Genomic DNA, 20,829 nt, shown 5'->3' on the forward strand with positions numbered 1-20,829 from the left:
TGGCGCACGCTTACGCCGTGACGCCGCAGCCCGCGGTAGTCGAACGTGAGGCTGTCGATCGTCCGCACCCCGCTCAGCACGAGGTTGCTGAACGGGCAGGAGACGAACGTGCGGTTCGGCTCCAGTAGGATCACCTCGATCGAGGGGTCGGCGAGACGGACGTACTTGGCGGCCGTCGCGCCGCCCCAGCCGCCGCCGATCACGACGACGCGCTTGCCGGTCTTGGGTCCCATGTCTCCCCGGATCGCCTGCGCGCAACCACCCGCGAGGCCGCCGCCGACCATACCCGCTCCGGACGCGCGAAGGAACTCCCGGCGCGTGATTCCTGTCATGACGCTGCTCCTCCCGTTGTCGAGTGTGGAGGCTTCACACCAATGTGCTGAACTTCCCCGACTGTTCGTTCCAGGTCGCGGCGACGGCCCAGGCGGCCATGACCGCGACGATCAGCATCAGGGCCCCCGCCCAGCCGAGCACCGCGGGGAGAAAGACGGCGACGCCCAGCTTCCCGGTGAGCCCGGTCTGCGTGAGCGCGAGCCGCGCCAGTGATGCGCCCAGCGCGAAGCAGGCGATCGCGGCCCAGAGCTTCACCTGTCCTTCGCCGGCCCGCCAGATCGACCCGACGCCGCAGCCGCCCGCCAGCGTCATGCCGATGCCGAAGAGCAGGCCGCCCGCCAGCGCGCCGGCGCCGGCCGCCGCGAACACCCATTCCGATCGGTCCTTGAGGTCGGTGAATTTGAGGATGGCGAAGCCCAGCATGCTGAGGGTCAACGCCAGCGCGGCGGCGCGCGTGTGCTCGGCGTCGCCCGTCATGAAGGGCTCGCGGAAGGCGCGGACCAGGCAGAAGCGCGAGCGCTGGAAGATGACCCCGAACGCCGCGCCGAAGAGGAGGAAGATGCCCTGGGCCACGTAGCCCGCGCCGCTGTAGGCGAAGGGGACCAGCAGGAGCAGCAGGAGCAGCAGCCCGCCCACCAGCGGCTGACGGCTGCGCCTCGGGCCCCGCGCCGCGCCGAAGACGCGCGCGCGGCCGCTGGACCACGACGGGTAGTGCTCGATCTCCCACACCAGATACCGCAGGGCGAGGAAGGCGCCGGCGCCCAGACCGAGCATCATGCCGAGGCCCGCCAGCGACAGCGCGCTCGTCGCCGAGAAGAAGCCGCCGACGTTGCAGCCGAAGGCGAGGATCGCGCCGACGCCCATGAGCAGGCCGCCCAGCGCGCCCTTCACCAGCTCTCCGGGCGGCGGCACCCGCAGGGCGAACTCGCAGCTGAGCAGCGCCGCCACCAGGCCGCCCAGCAGCACGCCGGTGTTCAGCAGCGCTCCCGAGTAGAGCCACGGCGCGATCAAGTCCGGGCGGTGCAGCGCGCCGAGCCCGGTGAGGATCCAGTCCCCCCAGTTGCGCATGCCGTCGGAAGCCGTCCAGGGGCGATCGAAGGCGAAAAGGAAGACGTTCACCGTCGCCACCAGCACGGCCGCGCCCCACACGGGCCAGGGCCGGCGGAACATCGCGTCATACTGCGCGGCGAAGAGCCCCTTCATTTCGAGCGGGATTGTAGCATCTCGCCTTGACCAGCGGCGACGGCGGGGTATCATCCAGCCAAGGGGCTCGAGCGCGTGATCGTGCTCAAGCACAGCCTGCGCAACGCGGTCATCCCGATGCTCACGGTGCTGGGCATCCAGGTCGCCAGATCATCGGGGGGACCGTGATCATCGAGACCGTCTTCGGCCTGCCCGGCATGGGGCGGTTCCTGTTCGATGCCATCAACCAGCGGGACTACCCGGTCATCCAGGGCGTGAACCTCGTCGTCGTCTCCTCCATCGTGCTCGTCAACCTCACGGTCGACGCGCTCTATGCCGTCCTCGATCCGCGGATCCGCTACTAGGTCGGAGGGAGCCTCGGCGGCCCCCTCCGAAACCTCCCCCCCGCTTACTTCGGAGGGGGGCTCCGCCCCCCTTCCCAACCTCCCCCCCTCGGTTGCGCCGGCGAAGCCGGCGCGCGAGCGCGATCATCCCGTAGCGCGTGGTGCCCGAGCGGCCGCGGTCGTCCGGCTGCTGCGAGCGGTGGGGCGGTTCGGGCGGCGCAAGCCGCTGGGCGCCCTCGGCGGCCTGATCATCGGGGCCCTGCTGGTCATGGCGGTCTTCGCCGAGCGGATCGGGCCCTATAGCTACGACGAGACGATCCGCGGCGCGCGCATGAAGCCGCCGGGTCTGGCCTACTGGCTCGGCACCGACAACCTGGGACGTGACATGTGGAGCCGCATCGTGTACGGCGCGCGCGTGTCGGTGACGGTGGGATTCGCCACCATCCTGATCGGGACGCTGGTCGCCACCGCCGTCGGCGTGTCGAGCGGTTACTTCGGCGGGGCCTACGACATGGTCGTCCAGCGCGTGGTGGACGCCTGGATGTCGTTCCCCTTCCTCATCATCATCCTGTCCGTGATGGCCGTGCTGGGGCCGGGGCTCCTCAACGTGATCCTGTCGCTGTCCATCATCATCGCCGCCAACAGCTCGCGCGTCATCCGGGGGGCGACGCTGGCGACGGCCCAGAACGTTTACGTGGAGGCCGCGCGGGCGATGGGCGCCACCCACGCGCGTATTCTCCTGCGCCACATCCTCCCCAACGTCGCCGCGACGATCATCATCCTGGCGACGATCGGGCTGGGGGGCGTGATCCTGGCCGAGTCGGCTCTGTCGTTCCTGGGCTTCGGCGTGCCGCCGCCGTACCCGTCGTGGGGCGCGATGCTCTCGGGGTCGGGCCGGACCTTCATGTTCCGGGCGCCCTGGATGGCCGTCTGGCCGGGCGTGGCCATCTCGCTGGCCGTCTTCGGTTTCAACATGCTGGGCGATGCCCTTCGCGATGTGCTCGACCCGCGCCTGCGCGGGTCGTAACCCCCTGCTGCCGGAACCGATCGGAAACACTCGGCAGTGTCCGGCGTGCTGACACCGATCCCTCCCGAGGCCTCTGCGGGAGGCGCGGCGGAACCCTCGTCAAATCAGCACGATTTCGCCGCCCGCACAGTTTGGCACGAGCGGTGCAAAACCCACAGGCGGTTTCGAATTCGGGCTTGCCCGGATGGCCGAGGCGGGCCGCATGAACGAGGTGGCGCAATGGAATACGAGCAGCCCATCGTGGGGTTGAGGCGCTGGAGCGTTCTCCTCATCGCCGCGCTCATCCTCGGCGTGACGGCTCCGGCGGGAGCGCAGAAGCCCGCGGAGACCGAGACGCAGCTCGGCAAAGAGGCCAGGGAGATCGACGCCTCGGCGAGTCGCGCGGACTCTGCGCGCGTGTCCCGCCGGATCGCCGAGGAATTCTCCGCCGTCCAGGTGAAGTCGTCGGCGACGGACCCGAACGCGCGACCCCTGACGCTCCAGGACGTCCAGAGCCTCCGGAGCAAGGGGCTCGGCTACGGCGAGATCACGAATCTTCTGGCCCTCTACTCCCGCCAGTCGGGGAGCACGTTCTACACGATCGATCAGATCCGGGAGATGAAACGCTCGGGGCAGGGCTGGGGCCAGATCGCGAAGGTCCTCGGCATCGAGCGGCTGGGTGCCGTGCGACGCGACGTCAAGCGGACCGATCACGCCGTCCGCGCCCTCGCCCAACCGGTGAACGCGGGCGAGCAGACGCGCGCCTCCCAGCTCCAGGCGGAGGCCAAGCGCGTCGACGCGGGCGCGGCCGCGGCCGGATCCACTCCGGAGGGCCAGCGGCGGGTGACGCAGGCCATCGCGAAGGAATTCAAGGTCGATGAGTCGGTGGTCACGAGCCTGCGCAATCGGGGGCTCGGGTTCGGCGAGGTGGCCATCACCCTCGCGCTGGCGGACGAGCTGCCGAAGCGCGGGATGACCGACCAGGACGCCATGAAGACGATCCTGGATCGACGTGCGGCCGGCCAGGGCTGGGGCCAGATCGCCCATGACCTCGACCTCAAGCTCGGGCGCGTGCTCAGCAAGGTCAAGAAGACGCAGAAGGAAGTCGCACACGCCGAAGGCGCCAGGGCGGCGAAGGCCGAGAGACCCGAGCGCAGCGACCGCCCGGGCAAGCCCGACAAGCCCGAGAAGCCCGAGCGGGCGGAGCGGGCCGGACGCTGATGAACCGCCGGTCACCGGCGCGGCAACCTCGGCCGCGCCGGTACCGGTTCCTTTGGGAAGGCCCAGTTGTAACGCCGAGCTCCCTGTGACTATCCTGAGGCCCGAGACCGCCCGCTGACAGGCGACTCCATCATCCCGACGGGAGACCAAGTATGCGCTGCTGCGCTGTCATGATTGCGGCCGTGCTCACCCTCGTCGGCGTCACTCCCGCCCTGGCCGAGGACCCGCGCTGGCTGTTTTCGACCTCCTTCAACTACTCGCGCGGGGACTACGGCACCGACGAAGACACCACGATCGCCTACGTGCCGTTCACCTTCGGCGCCGCCTGGGACCGGCTCGAGCTGAAGCTCACCGTGCCGTACATCCGCCAGACGTCGGAGAACGTCACCGTGACCGGCGGCGGCGTCGCCGTGCGGAGCGGAAGCCGGGGGCGGACCACCGAGGACGGCGTCGGCGATATCCTGCTGCGGGGGTCCTACATCATCCTGGAGGAGCACGAGGTGCTCCCCGAGGTCGCGCCCTACGTCAAGATCAAGTTCCCCACCGCCGACGAGGGTCGGGGCCTGGGCACGGGCGAATTCGACGAAACGCTCGGCCTCGACTTTGCCAAGACTTTCCGGGAGCGCTGGACGGGATTTCTGACCCTGGCCTACACGTTCATCGGCTCGCCCTCCGGGACGGACCTCCAAAATTCCTTCGGCTGGTCCATCGGGGCGGCCTACAGCGTGACGCAGCCGCTCAGCGTCTTTGCATTCCTCGACGGCGCGGAGGCCATCTCTCCGCACCAGGTGGATCCCTGGGGGCTGCGCTTCGGCGCGGAGTACCGGCTCACCAGGGTCATGAAGCTCACCGGCTCGGTCGGCGTCGGGCTCACCAAGGGCGAGGCCGACTACTTCTTCTCGGGCGGGGTCGCGTTCCGGTTCTGAGCGGCTACTTTGACGGCCACCGGCAGGACGCGGCCGCCGGCCACGAGGAGCTGGCGGCGCGTCACCGGTCAGTGCTTCTCGGCCTTCTCGGCCTTCGTCTCCTTGACGACCTTCTCGGCGAGGAACGCGGGCAGCTCCTCGTAGTGGGAGAACTCCATCGAGTAGGCGCCACGGCCGCCCGTCATGGAGCGTAGCGAGGGCTCGTAGGTCAGCATCTCGGCCATCGGCACCTGGGCCCGGACGACCGCCGTCTCGCCGGCGGGCTCCATCCCCACGATCCGCCCCCGGCGCGAGTTGAGGTCGCCGATCACGTCGCCCGCCACCTCCGAGGGGCAGGTCACCTCGACGTTCATGATCGGCTCCAGCAGGATGGGATGGGCGTCCATGAAGACCTTCTGGAGTCCCATGGAGGCGGCGATCTGGAAGGCCATGTCCGACGAGTCCACGTCGTGGTAGGAGCCATCGTAGAGCGTGACCTTGAGGTCCACCACCGGGTAACCGGCCAGGATGCCGCGCTTCATGCAGTCACGCACGCCCTTCTCGACGGAGGGGATATAGTTCCGCGGGATGGCGCCGCCGAAGATGTCGTCGACGAACTCGAAGCCGGCGCCGCGCTGGAGCGGCTCGACCTTGAGCCAGGCGTCGCCGTACTGCCCGCGCCCGCCCGTCTGCTTCTTGTACTTGCCCTGCCCCTCGGCCCGGCCTTTCACCGTCTCCTTGTAGGGGATGCGGGGCGGTAACAAATTGACGTCCACGTTGTACTTGCGCTTCATGCGCTCGACGACCATCTCCACGTGGAGATTGCCCACGCCGGAGACCAGGAGCTGCTTGGTCTCGGGATCGAAGTGGTAGTGGACGGTGGGGTCTTCCTCGGCAATGCGGGCCAGCGCGTTGGAGATCTTGTCCTCGTCCCCGCGGGTCTTGGGCTGGATGGCGAACGAGATGGCCGGCTCCGGGAAGGTGATGCGCGGCAGCTCGAAGGGGTTGGCCTCGTCCGCGAGCGTGTCGCCGGTGAGCGTCTCCTTGAGCTTGGCGACGACGCCGATCTCGCCGGGACCGAGCGCCTCCACGGCCTTCTGGGTCTTGCCCTGCAGCCAGGCGACGTGACTCATCCGCTCCTTGGCCCCGCGCGAGACGTTCAGGAGCTGCGACTCCGATTTCAGCGTGCCGCTGAAGACGCGGAAGAGGCTGAGCTTGCCGACGTGGGGATCGCTGAGTGTCTTGAAGAAGAGCGCGACCGCGGGCGCCTTGGGGTCGGGCGCGCGCGTGCCCGGCTGCTTGGTCTTCAGGTCCGTCCCGCTCACCCCGCCGCGGTCGGCCGGCGACGGGAAGGCCTCCACGAAGAGATCGAGGAGGGCGGACGCGCCGATGTTCTTGGCGGCGGCGGCGATGAGGACCGGGACCAGCTTGCCCTCGGCGATGCCGGCCCGCAGCGCCTTGAGCATCTCGGCTTCACCGAGCGAGCCCTCCTCCAGGTACTTGTTCAGCAGCTCATCGTCCGTCTCGGCGGCCGCCTCCACGAGCTTCTCCCGGTACTCCTTGGCGCGGTCGCCGACCTCGGCCGGGATGTCCGTCTCCCTGGGCTTGCCGTCGGCGTGGACGATGCCCTTCATCTTGATGAGATCGACGAAGCCTTGAAAGCCGCTCTCCTCCCCCACCGGGACGTGGAGCGGCACCAGCCGGCCCTTGAGACGGCGTCCCAGCGAGTCGAGAGTCCGGAAGAAGTCGGCGCGCTCCCGGTCGAGGCGGTTCACCACGACGGCGCGGGGCAGGCCGAACTCGGTGGCGAACTTCCAGACCTTCTCGGTCTGGACCTGGACCCCGGCGACGGCGTCCACGACGACGATGGCCGCCTCCACCACCCGCAGCCCCGCCCGCGCGTCGGCGATGAAGTCGCCGTATCCGGGCGTGTCCACGAGATTGATGCGATGGCCCTTCCAGTCGCAGTGGGCGAGGGCGGTGTTGATCGAGATCTTCCGCTTGATTTCATCGGGGTCGAAGTCGGTGGTCGTGGTGCCGTCGTCCACCCGACCCAGCCGGGTCACGGCGCCGGCGGAGAAGAGGAGCGCCTCCACCAGGGACGTCTTCCCGACCCCGCCGTGCCCCACGACACCGACGTTGCGGATCTTGCCGATCTCGATCGTCATTCACGACCTCCTGGGGCCGAGCGATGCGGTGGGGCAGATGCTACCATATTTGCTCGGAGGGGGACTCCGTCCCCCGTCCTCGTCGGAGGGGGCGCCTTCACGGGCGCGCCCAAGGGCGCGACGGCCCCCTCCGAGACCTCCCCCTAGTGCCGTTCCAACTATTCGCGCCTAGGAAGGCACCGTGTACGTCGTTCGTGGACAGATTTAGTATCAACAAGTTGGAACGGCACTAGGATAGGTCGCGCCGGCGGAGCCGGCGCTCGAGCTCCGGTTCAGCGCGTGAGGACCTGCTGGACGCGCGCGACGATGTCGTCTTCGGAGCCTACCAGATCCGTGGCCCGCGGCAACGGTGGGGGCTCGTTCTTGATCCCGCTTCCGGTGAGGACAAGGACGATCCGGGCATCGGCGGCGAGCGCGCCCCGGTCTTTCAGCTGAATCAGCGCCGCGACCGTCGCCGCCGCCTCCGGCGCCGTCCAGACGCCGTCAAGCCGCGCCAGCAGGCGCTGGGCCTGGCGGATGGCGGTCTCGCTCACGGCCAGGGCCTCGCCCTTGCTCTCGCGGATCACGCGGAGCATCTGACGTCCCGCGAACGGAGAGGGCACGCGCAGCCCCGCCGCGTGGGTCACCGGGCTCTCCCAGGCGCTGGTGGTCTCGGCGCCCTCGCGCCACGCCTTGACGACGGGCGCGCAGCCCTCGGCCTGCACGCTGACGAAGCGCGGCAACGCGCCGGGGAGCCATCCCATCGTGCGCAGCTCCTCGTAGGCCTTGGCGATACCGACCAGGCCGGTGCCGCCGCCGGTGGGGTAGATGAGGAGGTCGGGCATCGTCCAGTCGAGCTGCTCGGCCAGCTCGAGCCCCATCGTCTTCTTGCCCTCGAGACGGTACGGCTCCTTGAGCGTCGAGAGATCGAACCAGCCGATCTGGGGCGCGGCCCTCGCGACGATCTTGCCGGCGGTGGCGATCGAGCCCTCGACCGTGAAGACATGCGCGCCGGCGATTAGCGCCTCGGCGACCGCCGCCGGTGGCGTGTCCCGCGGCACGATCACGGCGCAGGGCAGGCCGCACCGTGCCGCGTACACCGCCGCCGCGCCGCCGGCGTTGCCCGCCGACGGGATGAGGAAGCCCCGTGCCCCCAGCGTCCGGGCCCGCGTGATCGCCATGCCGAGCCCCCGGGCCTTGAAGGTGCCGGTGGGATTCTGGCCCTCGTCCTTCGCCAGCAGGTGGCGCAGCCCGAGCTGCGCGGCCAGTCGCGGCAGCGGTAGAAGCGGCGTGCCTCCCTCGCCGAGCGTCACCGGCTCCTCGCCGTCATCCAGTGGCGTCAGCTCGCGGAACCGGTACATCCCCGGCGGCCGACCGCGCAGCGCCTCCTTGCTGACCTGGGCCCTCACGCGCTCGACGTCGTAGCGTGCCGCCAGCATCTGGCTGCACCTCTCGCACACGGTGAGCAGGCGCTTGGGGTCATGGCGGTGACCGCACACGGTGCACTCGACGTGGGTGAGGAAGCTCATCTCCCGGAGTATAGCCTGCACGGCGCCCTGGACCCGGCGTATCGGAATCCCGACGGCCATCGGTACCACCGGCCACGGTAGAATGCGGCCGAGGCAGGGATGGACGAGCTTCTGACGCGGCGTCGGTTCACCGTCGAGGAGTACCACCGGATGGGCGAGGCCGGAATCCTCGCGGAGGACAGCCGGATCGAGCTCATCGCCGGGGACATCGTCGTCCGCGAGCCGGTCGGCGCGCGGCACGCTGGCACCGTTGACCGCTTGAATCGCCTGTGGACGTCGCGGCTTGGGGATCGGGCGATCGTGCGCGTCCAGAATCCCGTCCAGTTCCCGAAGGAAGACACCGAGCTCCAGCCCGACGTCATGCTCCTCCACCCGCGTGACGACTTCTACACGACCAGTCATCCCTTGGCGGCCGATGTGCTGCTCCTGATCGAGGTCGCCGACACGACGCTCCGGCTGGACCGCCGCGTGAAGATCCCCCTCTATGCGCGCGTCGGCATCCGGGAGGTCTGGCTCGTGGACCTGACCTTCGACCGGGTCGAGATGTACCGCCCGGCGCAGGGCGATCGTTACCTTGACGTCACCGTGGTCGAGCGAGGGCAGCGCCTCGGACCGCTGGCCTTTTCCGATGTGACCGTCGCCGTCGGGGATCTGATCGGTTGAGGCCATGGGCGAGCAACTCACGCGGCGCCGGTTCACCGTCGAGGACTACCACCGGATGGGCGAGGCGGGAATCCTCGCCGGACACCTCCACGCATCGCGCGGGCGCGATTGAGACGGCATTTCGAGCGCGGGCTTTTGCCCGCGCAACCCGGTCCGGGGGGAGGAATCGGAGGGGGCCGTGGAGGCCCCTTCGAAATTAAATCGACTGACGCATGACGGTCCGCGAGGGCAGTGTGATCTCCCGCTCCCGAGCCATGTGCTCGAGCTCCGAGGGCAGCCCGAACCTCACGTTCTCCTCGACAACGTGAACTTCCCGCACCGCCGCGCCGCCCCGTCGGAGCGCTGCCACCGTCTCCGTGACCAGGATCTCGGGCGTGGACGCGCCGGCGGTCACGCCGATCCGCCGGGCGCCCTGCAGCCACTCGGGCTTGACGTCCTGGACATTGTTGATCAGATAGGCCGGCGTGCCGGCCGACTGCGCCACCTCGACCAGTCGGATAGCGTTCGAGCTGTTGGCCGCCCCGATCACCAGCAGCACGTCCACGTCGCCCGCCACCGTCTTCACGGCCGCCTGGCGGTTCTGCGTCGCGTAACAGATGTCGTCCCGGGACGGGCCCACGATCTTGGGGAACCGGCGCCGGAGCGCCTCGATGACGTCGCGGGTGTCGTCCACCGACAGCGTCGTCTGCGTCAGGTAGGCGATCTTCTTCGGGTTGGGGACCTCCAGCTTCTCGACCTCGGCGACGCTATCGATGACGAAGATGCGGTCGGGCGCCTCGCCCAGGGTGCCGATCACCTCGTCGTGGTCCTCGTGGCCGATGAGGATGATGGAGTAGTGCTCCCGGGCGTACCGGATCGCCTCCAGGTGCACCTTGGTAACGAGCGGGCACGTCGCGTCGATCACCCGCAGGCCGCGGCGGCCGGCGTTCTCCCGGACGGCCGGGGAGACCCCGTGAGCGCTGAAGATCACCGTGGCGCCGTCGGGAACCTCGTTCAGCTCGTCGACGAAGACCGCGCCCTTGGCCCGGAGCTTCTCCACGACGTAACCGTTGTGGACGATCTCTCGCCGGACGTAGACGGGCGGTCGGCAGACTTCCAGCGCCAGCTCCACGATGTCGATGGCGCGCTCCACCCCGGCGCAGAAGCCTCGGGGACCGGCCAGGACGATTTCGGCGATGGACGTGGCCATGGGGCTCCTATCTGAAGAAGAATGATACGCCCGCCAGGCCCGTATGCGCCTCGAAACCTCGGTTGGGGGTCTCGGTGTTCCCGTTGGACATGTGGACCAGGCGGTAGCCGGCGTAGATCGCGGTGTTGTCGGTGATGAAGATCGAAGCCCCCACGCCGCCGACCACCCAGAACGCGAACTCGGATCGGATCTCGCTGACCTTGAGGTCGGTGGCCCCCGCGGCTCCGGCGATCTCCACGTAGGGCACGAAGCGCCCGAATGACAGGAAGTGGTACCGGCCCACCAGGCCGAGACCGGCGTAGAACGCCGCCACCGGGTCGGTGTACCGCTGGTAGATCGGCTCCAGTCCGATCTCCAGCGCCCCGTGGAAGATGCCGTTCCCCAGCGGCGCGAAGGGCAGCAGCGACGCGCGCACGCCCGCGTACCAGAGATCGAGACCGGTCTGGATGTCCTGGCCGTCGAGGTTCTGTTGGGAGCCGCCCCCCGCCTCGAGGGAAAAGATGACAGTCCCCTTCTGGTACGTTTCGTCGGGGTCGAACGCCAGGGCGGGCTCGGCCGTCGCCAGGAGTGCCCAGACCAGCGCGAGCCCGAGGCCCCTCGCCGGCCGCGTCACGGCTCGATCAACACTTTCAACGCTTCCCCTCTCGCCATGAGCTCGAGCGCCTCCTGGACGCGCTCCAGCCCCATGCGATGCGTGAGGAGGCCATCAGGATTCAGCGCGTCCGAATCGAGGAGCTCGACCGCCCGGCGGATCAGATCGGGCGTGTGATGAAACGCGCCGACCAGGGTGAGCTCGTCGTAGTGTACTCGCCGTGTATCGAGGGGCACGGTCGTCCCCGGCGCGCAGCCGCCGAAGAATACCACGGTCCCACCCCGGGTCGCCGCCGCCATCGCCTGCTGCCATACCTCCGGCCGGCCGGTGGCGTCTACGGTGACATCGGCGCCCCGGCCCGCCGTCGCCGCCCGGAGGTCGGCCACGACGTCGGCCGAGGCCGTGGCGTCGAGGCACTCCCCGATCGCCAGCGCGCGCACCCGCTCGAATCGCCAGCCGCGCTTGCCCACCAGGATCACGCGCGCCTTGCGGGAAGCCGCCACCATGCCGAGCAGGCAGCCGAGCGGCCCATGGCCGAAGACGACCACGGTCTGCCCGGGTTCGACACGGGCTCGTTCGATACCGAGCAGCGCGCAAGCCAGAGGCTCGGCGAACGCCGCCCGCGCCGCCGAAAGCGCGCGGCCCAGGGGCACGACGTTGCGCCGGACCAGACGCGGCGGCAGGACGATGGCCTCACCGTAGGCGCCGTTGACGAAGAGCAGGTCCTCACACAGGTTGGCCCGACCGCCGAGACACAACGCGCAGGCGCCGCAGGGCGCGGAGTTGGCCGCCACCACGCGATCCCCGTCGCGGAGACCGTTGACCCCGGCGCCCACGGCGGTCACGGTGCCGGCGAGCTCGTGGCCGAAGACGGTGGGCACGCGGGGGATCATGACCGGATGCCCGCGCCGGAGCGTCTTCACGTCGGTGCCGCAGGTGAGGGCGGCGTCGATCTTGACGACGATCTCGCCGGGCCCCGGCGTGGGCCAGGGCAGGTCCTCGTAGCGGAGATCGCCGGGGCCGTGGAAGACCACGGCCCTCATGGCGTCACGTACACCTTGACCGCATCATGGGTGCGCAGAAGATCGACGCCCTCGCCGAGACGCTCGAACGGCACCCGGTGGGTGTACAGCCGCGCCACGCCGATCTCGCCTCCCGTGATGAGTCGAGACGACTCCGCCAGATCCGCCGGCGATGACGAATAGGTCGCGGAGATGGTGAGCTCCCGGTGATAGAGCGTGTCGAGCGCGATCGGCAGCGCGTCGCCGTGACCGCCGGCGAAGTAATGGATGCTCCCGCCGTCCCGGACAACTCGCACCGCCCACTCCAGCACTTCGGCGGCGCCGCCGGTGACGATCACGTGATCGGCTCCCCGGCCCTCCGAGAGCTTGTCGATCCGCCCCCGGGCGGCCGTCGGGCGCAGCGCCTCCACGCCGAGTCGCTCGGCGAAGTCGATGCGGTGACCCGCGTCGTCGACGCCGACCACGGTGGCGCCGGCCCGCTGGAGCAGGGGGACGAAGAGGTGCCCGATCGAGCCCAGCCCCACCACCACGGCCGTGTCGCCTGTCTCGACACCGGCGCGCCGCACCGCGCGCAGGCAGCAGCCGAGGGGCTCGATGAACGACGCCGCCTCGTCGCTGACGTGCGGCGGGATCCTGAAGGTCGCGTGCCGCACATTGGGGGCGGGCACGCGGACGTACTCCGCGAACCCACCGGGGTCGAGGTGGCTGATCTTGAAGGCCGGGCACATGGAGTGGCTGCCGCGCCGGCAGTAGTGACAGTCGCCGCAGGGCACGTGGTGGGCGGCCACGACACGGTCGCCGGGCGCGAAGTCCGCGACGCCCGCGCCGGCCTCCACCACCTCGCCGACGATCTCGTGGCCGAAGACGGCCGGCGCCGCCGTCGTCGGCGCCAGCATCTTCACGATGTCCGAGCCGCAGAGCCCGCACCCGCGCAGCCGAAGCAGTAGCTCCCCGGAGCCGATCGAGGGGCGGGGCCACTCTTCGGTCGCCAGGCGCCCCGCGCCCCGGAAGACGGCGGCTCTCATGCCGTGGCCCCCCGGAGGCGCGGGGCGCCCGGCAGGCGCGCGGCCGTCCAGCAGGCGAGCGCGATCGCGAGCTTGCGACGCCTGGTCACGGTGATCCGCTCGTCGAAGACCCGGAACCGGCGCGCCTCGATCTCTCCGAGCAGCGCGTAGTAAATGCGCCCCATGATCTCGGCGGCCACCAGGGAGCGCGCGTCGGCCGGAGGAAAGGCGGCGCGGGCCCGGCGGTAGAAGGCATGGGCCCGGCCGGCCTGCCGCTCCATCAGGCCGACGAAGGCGGGGGTGTAGCGGCCGGCGCCCAGATCGTCGACGCTGACGCCGAACGCGCGCAGGTCCGCCTGCGGCAGGTAGACACGCCCGGCGCGGGCATCGGCGCCCACGTCTCTCAGAATGTTGGTGAGTTGCAGCGCGATCCCGAGGTTCACCGCGTACTCCCGCGCGCGCGGATCCGTGTAACCGAAGATCTCGATGGAGGCCAGGCCCACCGCGGAGGCCACCCGGTAGCAGTACGGGTAGAGCGCCTCGATCGTCTCATAGGTGACGCCGGCGAGGTCCATCTGGACGCCATCGATGATCGCCTCCAGCGCCTCGCGGGGGATGGCGTACCGATGAACTGCGGCGGCCAGCCGCTGCGCGATGGGGTGCTGGGGCACGCCGCCCGGCTCGTAGCCGCAGGCCACCTCGCGCCGCCAGCGTCCCAGCTCCTCCCGCAGCGTCGCCGGATCGGCGCCCCGCTCCAGCCCCAGGTCGGCGATGTCGTCCACGGTCCGGCAGAACGCATAGACGGCGTAGAGCGCCTCCCGGCGGGGCCGGGGCAGGGTGAGGAAGGCGTAATAGAAGTTCGAGCGGCTCCGGCGCGTGAGCCGGGAAACCAGGTCGGTGGCGCTCATGTCACGGCGGCGCGCCTGGTCGCCCCCTGCCTCACATAGCCGTGCTCGGAAAACCACTCGACCGCGTCGACCAGCGCCTCGCGCACGTCGGTCTGAGGCAGCCCGAGCTCCCGCACCGCCTTGGCCGGGCTGAAGAACATGCGCTTGCGCGCCATGCGCACCGCCGTCAGCGACACCTGCGGGCGGCGGCGGGTCAGGCGTGCCGCGCCCTCCATGCCGGCGGCGGCCAGCCAGGCGATCGCGTACGGGATGCGGAGCCACGGGGGCCGAAGCCCCGCGATGTCGGCGAGCAGGCGGAAGATCTCGGCGAGCGGGAGATTGGCGTGGCCCAGGATGTACTTCTCGCCGACCCGCCCGCGCTCGGCCGCCAGGAGATGACCGCGGGCGACGTCGCGCACGTGCACGACGTTGAGCCCCGTGTCGAGCGAGGCGAACATCCGGCCGCGAAGAAAGTCCACGATCATCTGCCCGGTCGGCGTCGGCTTGACGTCCCACGGGCCCACCGGCGCCGACGGATTGACGATGACCACGGGCGCGCCGGCGCGGGCCCGCTCGAGCGCCACCTGCTCGGCCAGGAACTTGGAGGCCTTGTAAGGGCCGACCATGTCCGCCAGCGACACGGGCGTCTCTTCGGTCCCCGGGCTGCCGTCCTTGGGGATGCCCAGCGCCCCGACCGTGGACGTGTAGACGATGCGCTTGGCCCCGGCCTCGGCCGCGGCGTCGAGGATGGCCCGCGTGCCTTCGACATTGGTGACGAAAAGCTCCTCCGGCCGCGACGCCCACAAGCGATAGTCGGCGGCGACGTGGAGCACGGTGTGAACGCCGGCGACCGCGCGGCGGAGCGAGGCGGGGTCGCGCAGATCGCCCTCGCAGATCTCGACCGCGAGCCCGGCCAGCGCGCGCCGGTCGCCCCCCGACCGCGCCAGCACGCGGACCGTCGCGCCCTGGCGCAGAAGCTCGCGCACGACGTTGGCGCCCACGAAGCCGGTGCCACCGGTGACGAGCGCCTCAGGCATGAGGGTCGTCGGGTCGAGCGGGTGGCGGGGGAGCGGTTCCCGTCCGGCCCTCGCGTGGCACCACGCGCGGAAAGCAGTGAGATATGACGCCGGACGCGACGGGTTGATCCGCCCCACCCGCAACGCAAGCCACCGACAACGAGGCCGGACGGGGGCCGCGACCCGGACAGGACCCGCTCGGCCCGACGACCCTCATGACCGCGCGATCCTTCCCAGCGCGGCCGCCACGGTTTTGAGGGCGGCGGCGGTGCCGTGCCCGAGAGTCACCGCGTCAGCCACCGCGCGCGGGCGCCCCAGCGCGACGCGCAGGGCCCGCCCGGCGCGGACGCCGCCGCCGGGCTCCACCAGCGCGGCGAGATCGGCGGGCACCGTCTGCTGCGCCGTGTCGGCGACGCCGCGCACGACGACGACCGGCACGCCGCGCGCGCGGGCCCAGGCCAGGATCGTCGCGGACTCCATGTCGACGGCCAGGGCGCCCGTCGCCACCCAGAGCCTGGCCTTGGCGGCGGGGGTCTCCACGAGCTCGGCTACGGTGAGGAGCGCGCCGGCGCGGAGGAGCCCGGGCCAGGGATCGGTTGCGTGCCGGGCCCCGGTGGGGGCCATCACGGTCTCGGGCACGACGAGATCACCCGCGGCCAGATCCGGCGCCAGCGCGCCACAAGCGCCCGCCGACACGACGAGCGAGGGCGGAGGACCGCCGGCCACGCGCTCCTCCAGGCAGGTTCCGCGCACGCCGATGCCCGCGATCTCGAGCGCGCCCCCACGATAATGCGGCCAGCGGGCGTCGCCCACGGGCGCCAGGCCCAGGTGCCGGGCCAGGCCCCGGGCTTCCAGGTCGACGGCGGTGAGCACGAGGACGTGCGTCACGCCAGCGGTGCGGACTCTTCGGCCTGGGCCTTGCGACGGAGCCAGGCCTCGTACGACTTTCCGGCCGCCGTGTCCTTGCCCGTGAACCGGACCGTGCGGACCGCGGCGTAACGCAGGGTGTGCGAGGCGCCGGTGGGGTCGAACAGCTGCAAGAACGGCTCGGGCACGTCGCGGTTGCGGTTGTAGACGTAGCCGACCACCTCGGTGCCGTCCCGCCGGACGATCGTGACGTCCCCGCGATAATCGAAGGCGAGGTCGATCACCTCGTCGAGGGTGACGCCGGCGCCGATCGTCGGCGACCAGCCCTCGACGGACCGCTCTTCCGTCATAACCTCGTCTCGGACGCGGGGGCCCCAGCCCCCGGCCGGCCTGCGACTCGCACGACCATCAGAGCCGGCCGGTGACGGTGGCGACGACGGAGTCCCTGAAGCCGCGCCAGGAACTGAAGGTGTGATCCACCGCGGTGGCCTCGTACCCGCAGTGAACCATGCAGTCACGGCACTTCGGGTTGCCGCTCTTGCGGCCGTACTGATCCCACCTGGTCGTCTCCATCAGCTCCTGGAACGTCGACGCGTACCCCTCTTGCAGCAGATAGCAGGGGCGCTGCCAGCCGAAGAGGTTGTAGGTCGGATTGCCCCAGGGCGTGCACTCGAAGTCCTGCTTGCCCATGAGGAACTGCAGGAAGAGCGGCGACTGGTTGAACCGCCACCGCCGCTTGGCCCGGGCGAGCATCGTCGAGAACAGCTCGTTGGCCCGCTGGCGCCGCAGGAAGTGCTCCTGGTCCGGCGCCTTCGAGTAGCTGTAGCCGGGGGAGATCATCATCCCCTCGACGCCGAGGTCCATCATCTCGTCGAAGAACTGGCGCATGCGGAGCGGGCTGGCGCCCTCGAAGAGGGTCGTGTTGGTGGTGACGCGGAAGCCCCGCCGGAGCGCCTCCTTGATCCCCTCCACCGCCTCGTCGTACACGCCCTCGCGGCAGACGGACTCGTCGTGCTCCTGGCGGGGGCCGTCCATATGGATGCTGAAGGAGAGGTACTTCGAGGGTGCGAACATCCCCTCCTCCAGTTTCTCCTTGAGCAGGATCGCATTGGTGCAGAGGTAGATGTACTTCTTCCGGACGACCAGCTCCTTCACCAGGGGGCCGATCTCCGGGTACATCAGCGGCTCGCCCCCGGGGATGCTGACCATCGGCGCGCCGCACTCCTCCACCGCCTGCAGGCACTGCTCCACCGTGAGGTGCCGCTTCAGGATGTGGGCGGGGTACTGGATCTTGCCGCAGCCGGCGCAGGCCAGGTTGCACCGGAACAGCGGCTCCAGCATGAGGACGAGCGGATAGCGCGCTTGCCCCTTGAGCTTCTGCTGGAGCACGTACGTCGCCACGGTCCACATCTGCGACAGCGGAACAGTCATGCGCTCTCGACCCCCCTCGCTCCGAAACCGCCGCCCCTCTCGGCGGTCAGACGCACCGCGCGCAGAGAGACCGCGCTGAGCGCGTGGAGCGCGAGGCCCACCCCGAAGAGCGGCCACTCACCGATCCACGCCGTCACGGCCAAATTGAACCCGAGCACCGCGTAGTATAGCGCGATGCCGGGCCAGAGGCGGCGGTCTCCGGGGGCTGCGCCCGCTCCTCCCGCGAGCAGATACGCGCCCACGCCGACCGCCCCCACCAGCCACCACCCGGCGAAGTTCGACAGCGGGACACCGAAGTAGGCGCCGCCCTCCGGATAGTAGAAGACCCGTCCCAGGAACCAGCGGTCGCCGCGCACGGCGAGGGGATCGATCACCACGTCCAGAAGCATCATCACGAACCCCGTGCACCCAGCCAGCGCCAGGCGGGATACCCGCCGACCGGCGAGGGCCGCGCGGGCCAGGCAGAACGCCGCGTAGGCCAGGAACGTGAACGAGAGCGAATCCATGAACGGCACGTTGGCGATGTAGAGCTCCTGCCCTCGCGTGGTGGCGGTGTAGTGGTAGAGCCCGAAGGGCACGCCCACGCGCGTCGAGGAGAACTCGGCAAGCCACGCCACCGGCCAGACCCCGGCCGCGAAGAGCAGCGTGCGGCGCCACCCGAGGTCGGCGGCCCCGGCGGCCAGGAACGCCGCCAGGAAGCCGAAGACATAGGGGCGCAGCACGATCGTGCCGACGAGCAGCTCCATTGGGTTTTCCGCGACGAATCCGCATGTTACCATCAGCGATCGTGACAGGGCTCCCCGAAGCCATTTCCCGCGCCCAGGCCCACCTCCTCTCCCGTCAAGCCGACGATGGCGCCTGGGTCGGCGAGCTGGAAGCCGACACGACGATCACGTCCGAGTACCTGCTGCTCGGTCACCTCATCGACCGGGTGAATCGGGAGCGGGAGCTCAAGGCGGTGCGGTATCTGAGGTCGCGGCAGCTCCCCGACGGGGGCTTCAATCTCTTCGAGGGGGGGCCGACCAATCTGTCGGCCACGATCAAGGCGTACTTCGCCATGAAGATGGCCGGCGTGGCGGTCGACGATCCGGCCATGGTTCGGGCCCGCCAGCGCATCCGGGCCATGGGTGGTCCGGCCCGGGCCAACGTCTTCACCAAGATCCAGCTGGCGCTCTTCGGCGAGTACGACTGGAACGGCGTGCCGGCGATGCCGGTGGAGATCATGCTGCTGCCGCCGCCGTTCTTCCTGTTCAACATCTACGAGGTCTCGTACTGGTCGCGGACCGTGATCGTGCCGCTGCTCATCATCATGGACCGCAAGCCGGTGAAGTGGCTCCCGCCTCACCTCTCCCTCGACGAGCTGTGGCCGGTGCCGCGCGAGCAGACCAGCCTGCGCTTCTCCCGCGTGCCCGAGCCGTTCTCGTGGCGCGCGCTGTTCTGGAAGAGCTTCTTCATCGCCGTGGACGACGGTCTCAAGATCTGGGAGCGGTTCTCGCCCCGGCCCCTGCGCAAGCGCGCGGTGGAGGCGGCGCGGTTGTGGCTGGAGGAGCGACTGGCCGTGCCCGGCGGGCTGGGCGGGATCTACCCGGCGATGGCCTACGCGGTGCTGGCCTTGCGACTGCTCGGCTATCCCGACGACCATCCTCTGATCCGTGGCCAGCTCAAGGAGATCGAGGCGCTCGCGCGCGAGGATGCCGACGAGATCCACTACCAGCCCTGCGTGTCGCCGGTGTGGGACACGGCGCTGGCCATCAACGCGCTCGTCGAGAGCGACCTCGAGCCCGACCATCCCGCGCTGCGACGCGCGGGCGAGTGGCTGCTCGATCGCCAGGTGCTGGTGCCCGGCGACTGGCAGGTGAGGCGGCCGTACGTGCAGCCGGGCGGCTGGGTCTTTCAGTACGCGAACGACTACTACCCGGACCTGGACGACACCGCCATCGTGCTCATGGCGCTCGAGAAGCTCCGCGGCCTCGACCCCGACCGCGTGCGGACGGCTCAGGAGCGCGGCCTGGGCTGGCTCCTCGGTATGCAGGCGACCGACGGCGGCTGGGCCTCGTTCGACACCGACCAGAAGCGGCTCTACCTCAACAACATCCCGTTCGCCGACCACGGCGCGCTGCTCGATCCCTCCACCGAGGACCTCACCGGCCGCGGGCTGGAGCTGCTCGGCACCTGTGGCTACCGACCGGACTTCGAGCCCTCCCGGCGCGCGCTCCAGTTCCTCCGGCACACGCAGCGCCACGACGGCCCCTGGTTCGGCCGCTGGGGCGTGAACTACATCTACGGCACGTGGTCGGTGCTGCGGGGACTGCGCGCGATCGGCGAGGATCTCCGGCAGGAGTACGTGCAGCGGGCGGTGCGCTGGTTGGAGCGTCACCAGAATCCGGACGGCGGCTGGGGCGAGACCTGCGAGAGCTACGACCGGCCGGAGCTGGCCGGCAAGGGCGACTCGATCCCGAGCCAGACCGCCTGGGCCTTGCTGGGGCTCCTGGCGGCCGGCTCCACCAACCGGCGCGTCATCGACGCCGGCATCGGTTATCTCTTGAGGTCGCAGCGCGAAGACGGCTCCTGGGAAGACTCGCTCTGGAACGGGACCGGCTTCCCCCGCGTCTTCATGCTCAAGTACCACCTCTACGCCGCGTACTTTCCCCTCTGGGCGCTCGGGGTCTACCGCCGCACCTTCGATGGCTGACGCTCCCACCTGGGTGGTGCTCCGTCCGTTCGAGCTGCTGGGCGAACGGGTGCTCGGCCTGCTCGAATCGCTCGGGCGCTTCGGCTCGTTCTTCGCGCGCGCCCTCCTCTCCATGGTCACGCCGCCGTTCAAGGTCCGCGCCTTCGTCGACCGCATCGATTACATCGGTTACCGCTCGCTGGTCATCATCGTCCTGACGGGCGCGTTCACCGGGATGGTGCTCGGCCTGCAACTCTTCCTGACCCTCTCCCGGTTCGGCTCGGAGGCCTTCCTGGGCCCGGCGGTGGCGCTGGGGATGATCCGGGAGATGGGGCCGGTACTGGCCGCGCTCATGGTGACGGGCCGGGCCGGCTCGGCACTCACCGCCGAGATCGGGATCATGCGGATCACCGAGCAGATCGACGCGCTCACGGTGATGGCGCTGAGCCCGTTTCGCTACCTGGTGACGCCGTCGATCCTCGCCGGCCTCGTCACCTTCCCTCTCATGACCGCGATCTTCGACGTGGTGGGGATCTTCGGCGGCTACCTGGTGGGGGTGAAGCTTCTGGGGCTTTCGGAAGGCACCTACTTCGGCGAGATGCAGACGTTCGTCCGCCTGGACGACATCCTGACCGGCTTCTGGAAGTCGCTGTCCTTCGGCGTGCTCGTCACCTGGGTCTGCACCTACAAGGGCTACTACGTCGGCCGCGGCGCCGAGGGCGTGGCGCGGGCGACGACGCAGGCGGTGGTGCTGTCGTCCGTGCTCATCCTGCTCTGGGACTACTTCATGGGCTCGGTGCTGCCGTGATCGCGGCGAGCC

General features: G+C 70.0%; 21 protein-coding genes. 7 read left to right on the forward strand and 14 right to left on the reverse strand.

The window, feature by feature from the left end; genetic code table 11:
* A partial coding sequence (locus VGV13_16365; protein ID HEV8642664.1) for an FAD-dependent oxidoreductase occupies positions 1-332 on the reverse strand: 332 nt, incomplete at its 3' end.
* Positions 333-366: 34 nt separating this feature from the next.
* On the reverse strand, positions 367-1,536 hold the full coding sequence (locus tag VGV13_16370) for a YeeE/YedE thiosulfate transporter family protein (GenBank protein HEV8642665.1): 1,170 nt from the start codon (positions 1,534-1,536) through the stop codon (positions 367-369).
* 164 nt (positions 1,537-1,700) lie between these two features.
* On the opposite strand from VGV13_16370, the gene VGV13_16375 reads away from it, so the two are divergent.
* The 4 genes from VGV13_16375 to VGV13_16390 all read left to right on the forward strand — a co-directional run bounded on the left by VGV13_16375 (position 1,701) and on the right by VGV13_16390 (position 5,012).
* A complete protein-coding gene (locus tag VGV13_16375; protein HEV8642666.1) occupies positions 1,701-1,880 on the forward strand; it encodes an ABC transporter permease subunit in 180 nt (59 codons plus the stop codon).
* Between the two features lie 178 nt (positions 1,881-2,058).
* Complete coding sequence (locus VGV13_16380) at positions 2,059-2,886, forward strand: ABC transporter permease (protein ID HEV8642667.1); 828 nt, start codon at positions 2,059-2,061, stop codon at positions 2,884-2,886.
* 219 nt (positions 2,887-3,105) lie between these two features.
* Entirely contained in the window at positions 3,106-4,086 is a 981-nt protein-coding gene (locus tag VGV13_16385) for a hypothetical protein (protein ID HEV8642668.1), read from the forward strand.
* 152 nt (positions 4,087-4,238) lie between these two features.
* The gene (locus tag VGV13_16390; protein ID HEV8642669.1) at positions 4,239-5,012 is read left to right on the forward strand and encodes a transporter; all 774 of its coding nucleotides are present in this window, start codon (positions 4,239-4,241) and stop codon (positions 5,010-5,012) included.
* 68 nt (positions 5,013-5,080) lie between these two features.
* On the opposite strand, the gene fusA is transcribed toward VGV13_16390, so the two are convergent.
* The gene (fusA, locus tag VGV13_16395; protein HEV8642670.1) at positions 5,081-7,159 is read right to left on the reverse strand and encodes an elongation factor G; all 2,079 of its coding nucleotides are present in this window, start codon (positions 7,157-7,159) and stop codon (positions 5,081-5,083) included.
* 272 nt (positions 7,160-7,431) lie between these two features.
* On the reverse strand, positions 7,432-8,667 hold the full coding sequence (locus tag VGV13_16400) for a threonine synthase (protein HEV8642671.1): 1,236 nt from the start codon (positions 8,665-8,667) through the stop codon (positions 7,432-7,434).
* Positions 8,668-8,766: 99 nt separating this feature from the next.
* Between VGV13_16400 and VGV13_16405 the strand changes: the two genes are divergently transcribed.
* On the forward strand, positions 8,767-9,330 hold the full coding sequence (locus VGV13_16405) for a Uma2 family endonuclease (protein HEV8642672.1): 564 nt from the start codon (positions 8,767-8,769) through the stop codon (positions 9,328-9,330).
* A 196-nt stretch (positions 9,331-9,526) separates the two neighbouring features.
* On the opposite strand, the gene ispH is transcribed toward VGV13_16405, so the two are convergent.
* The 10 genes from ispH to VGV13_16455 form a co-directional block, all read right to left on the reverse strand.
* Entirely contained in the window at positions 9,527-10,519 is a 993-nt protein-coding gene (gene ispH / locus VGV13_16410) for a 4-hydroxy-3-methylbut-2-enyl diphosphate reductase (GenBank protein HEV8642673.1), read from the reverse strand.
* Positions 10,520-10,526: 7 nt separating this feature from the next.
* Entirely contained in the window at positions 10,527-11,132 is a 606-nt protein-coding gene (locus VGV13_16415) for an acyloxyacyl hydrolase (protein HEV8642674.1), read from the reverse strand.
* A complete protein-coding gene (locus VGV13_16420) occupies positions 11,129-12,154 on the reverse strand; it encodes an alcohol dehydrogenase catalytic domain-containing protein (protein ID HEV8642675.1) in 1,026 nt (341 codons plus the stop codon). The genes VGV13_16415 and VGV13_16420 overlap by 4 nt, the downstream gene beginning before the upstream one ends.
* A complete protein-coding gene (locus tag VGV13_16425) occupies positions 12,151-13,158 on the reverse strand; it encodes an alcohol dehydrogenase catalytic domain-containing protein (GenBank protein HEV8642676.1) in 1,008 nt (335 codons plus the stop codon). Before VGV13_16425 ends, VGV13_16420 begins: the two co-directional genes overlap by 4 nt.
* Positions 13,155-14,045 carry a presqualene diphosphate synthase HpnD gene (gene hpnD / locus VGV13_16430; GenBank protein HEV8642677.1) on the reverse strand — a complete coding sequence of 297 codons (891 nt, stop codon included), beginning with the start codon at positions 14,043-14,045 and terminating at the stop codon, positions 13,155-13,157. The genes VGV13_16425 and hpnD overlap by 4 nt, the downstream gene beginning before the upstream one ends.
* Positions 14,042-15,061 carry a hopanoid-associated sugar epimerase gene (gene hpnA / locus VGV13_16435; GenBank protein ID HEV8642678.1) on the reverse strand — a complete coding sequence of 340 codons (1,020 nt, stop codon included), beginning with the start codon at positions 15,059-15,061 and terminating at the stop codon, positions 14,042-14,044. Before hpnA ends, hpnD begins: the two co-directional genes overlap by 4 nt.
* A gap of 192 nt (positions 15,062-15,253) precedes the next feature.
* Entirely contained in the window at positions 15,254-15,928 is a 675-nt protein-coding gene (locus VGV13_16440; GenBank protein ID HEV8642679.1) for a hypothetical protein, read from the reverse strand.
* Positions 15,925-16,257, reverse strand: a complete 333-nt coding sequence (locus tag VGV13_16445) for a hypothetical protein (protein ID HEV8642680.1) — start codon at positions 16,255-16,257, stop codon at positions 15,925-15,927. Before VGV13_16445 ends, VGV13_16440 begins: the two co-directional genes overlap by 4 nt.
* A 58-nt stretch (positions 16,258-16,315) precedes the next feature.
* Positions 16,316-17,338, reverse strand: a complete 1,023-nt coding sequence (hpnH, locus tag VGV13_16450) for an adenosyl-hopene transferase HpnH (GenBank protein ID HEV8642681.1) — start codon at positions 17,336-17,338, stop codon at positions 16,316-16,318.
* Positions 17,335-18,084 (reverse strand): carotenoid biosynthesis protein, encoded by a 750-nt coding sequence (locus VGV13_16455; GenBank protein ID HEV8642682.1) that lies wholly within the window; start codon positions 18,082-18,084, stop codon positions 17,335-17,337. Before VGV13_16455 ends, hpnH begins: the two co-directional genes overlap by 4 nt.
* A 23-nt stretch (positions 18,085-18,107) precedes the next feature.
* On the opposite strand from VGV13_16455, the gene shc reads away from it, so the two are divergent.
* Both shc and VGV13_16465 read left to right on the forward strand, forming a co-directional pair.
* A complete protein-coding gene (gene shc / locus VGV13_16460) occupies positions 18,108-20,030 on the forward strand; it encodes a squalene--hopene cyclase (GenBank protein HEV8642683.1) in 1,923 nt (640 codons plus the stop codon).
* Positions 20,023-20,817, forward strand: a complete 795-nt coding sequence (locus VGV13_16465; GenBank protein HEV8642684.1) for an MlaE family lipid ABC transporter permease subunit — start codon at positions 20,023-20,025, stop codon at positions 20,815-20,817. The genes shc and VGV13_16465 overlap by 8 nt, the downstream gene beginning before the upstream one ends.
* The last annotated feature ends 12 nt before the right edge of the window (positions 20,818-20,829 follow it).

The organism is Candidatus Methylomirabilota bacterium (assembly GCA_036001065.1).
Classification (GTDB): Bacteria; Methylomirabilota; Methylomirabilia; order Rokubacteriales; family CSP1-6; genus MNEF01.

Coding starts and splice junctions, on each gene's coding strand:
- hpnD (HEV8642677.1), bottom strand. CDS start 14,045: ATGAGCGCCACCGACCTGGTTTCCCGGCTCACGCGCCGGAGCCGCTCG.
- fusA (HEV8642670.1), bottom strand. CDS start 7,159: ATGACGATCGAGATCGGCAAGATCCGCAACGTCGGTGTCGTGGGGCAC.
- VGV13_16390 (HEV8642669.1), top strand. CDS start 4,239: ATGCGCTGCTGCGCTGTCATGATTGCGGCCGTGCTCACCCTCGTCGGC.
- VGV13_16385 (HEV8642668.1), top strand. CDS start 3,106: ATGGAATACGAGCAGCCCATCGTGGGGTTGAGGCGCTGGAGCGTTCTC.
- VGV13_16465 (HEV8642684.1), top strand. CDS start 20,023: ATGGCTGACGCTCCCACCTGGGTGGTGCTCCGTCCGTTCGAGCTGCTG.
- VGV13_16405 (HEV8642672.1), top strand. CDS start 8,767: ATGGACGAGCTTCTGACGCGGCGTCGGTTCACCGTCGAGGAGTACCAC.
- hpnH (HEV8642681.1), bottom strand. CDS start 17,338: ATGACTGTTCCGCTGTCGCAGATGTGGACCGTGGCGACGTACGTGCTC.
- VGV13_16370 (HEV8642665.1), bottom strand. CDS start 1,536: ATGAAGGGGCTCTTCGCCGCGCAGTATGACGCGATGTTCCGCCGGCCC.
- ispH (HEV8642673.1), bottom strand. CDS start 10,519: ATGGCCACGTCCATCGCCGAAATCGTCCTGGCCGGTCCCCGAGGCTTC.
- VGV13_16425 (HEV8642676.1), bottom strand. CDS start 13,158: ATGAGAGCCGCCGTCTTCCGGGGCGCGGGGCGCCTGGCGACCGAAGAG.
- VGV13_16400 (HEV8642671.1), bottom strand. CDS start 8,667: ATGAGCTTCCTCACCCACGTCGAGTGCACCGTGTGCGGTCACCGCCAT.
- VGV13_16455 (HEV8642682.1), bottom strand. CDS start 18,084: ATGGAGCTGCTCGTCGGCACGATCGTGCTGCGCCCCTATGTCTTCGGC.
- VGV13_16445 (HEV8642680.1), bottom strand. CDS start 16,257: ATGACGGAAGAGCGGTCCGTCGAGGGCTGGTCGCCGACGATCGGCGCC.
- VGV13_16420 (HEV8642675.1), bottom strand. CDS start 12,154: ATGAGGGCCGTGGTCTTCCACGGCCCCGGCGATCTCCGCTACGAGGAC.
- shc (HEV8642683.1), top strand. CDS start 18,108: ATGTTACCATCAGCGATCGTGACAGGGCTCCCCGAAGCCATTTCCCGC.
- hpnA (HEV8642678.1), bottom strand. CDS start 15,061: ATGCCTGAGGCGCTCGTCACCGGTGGCACCGGCTTCGTGGGCGCCAAC.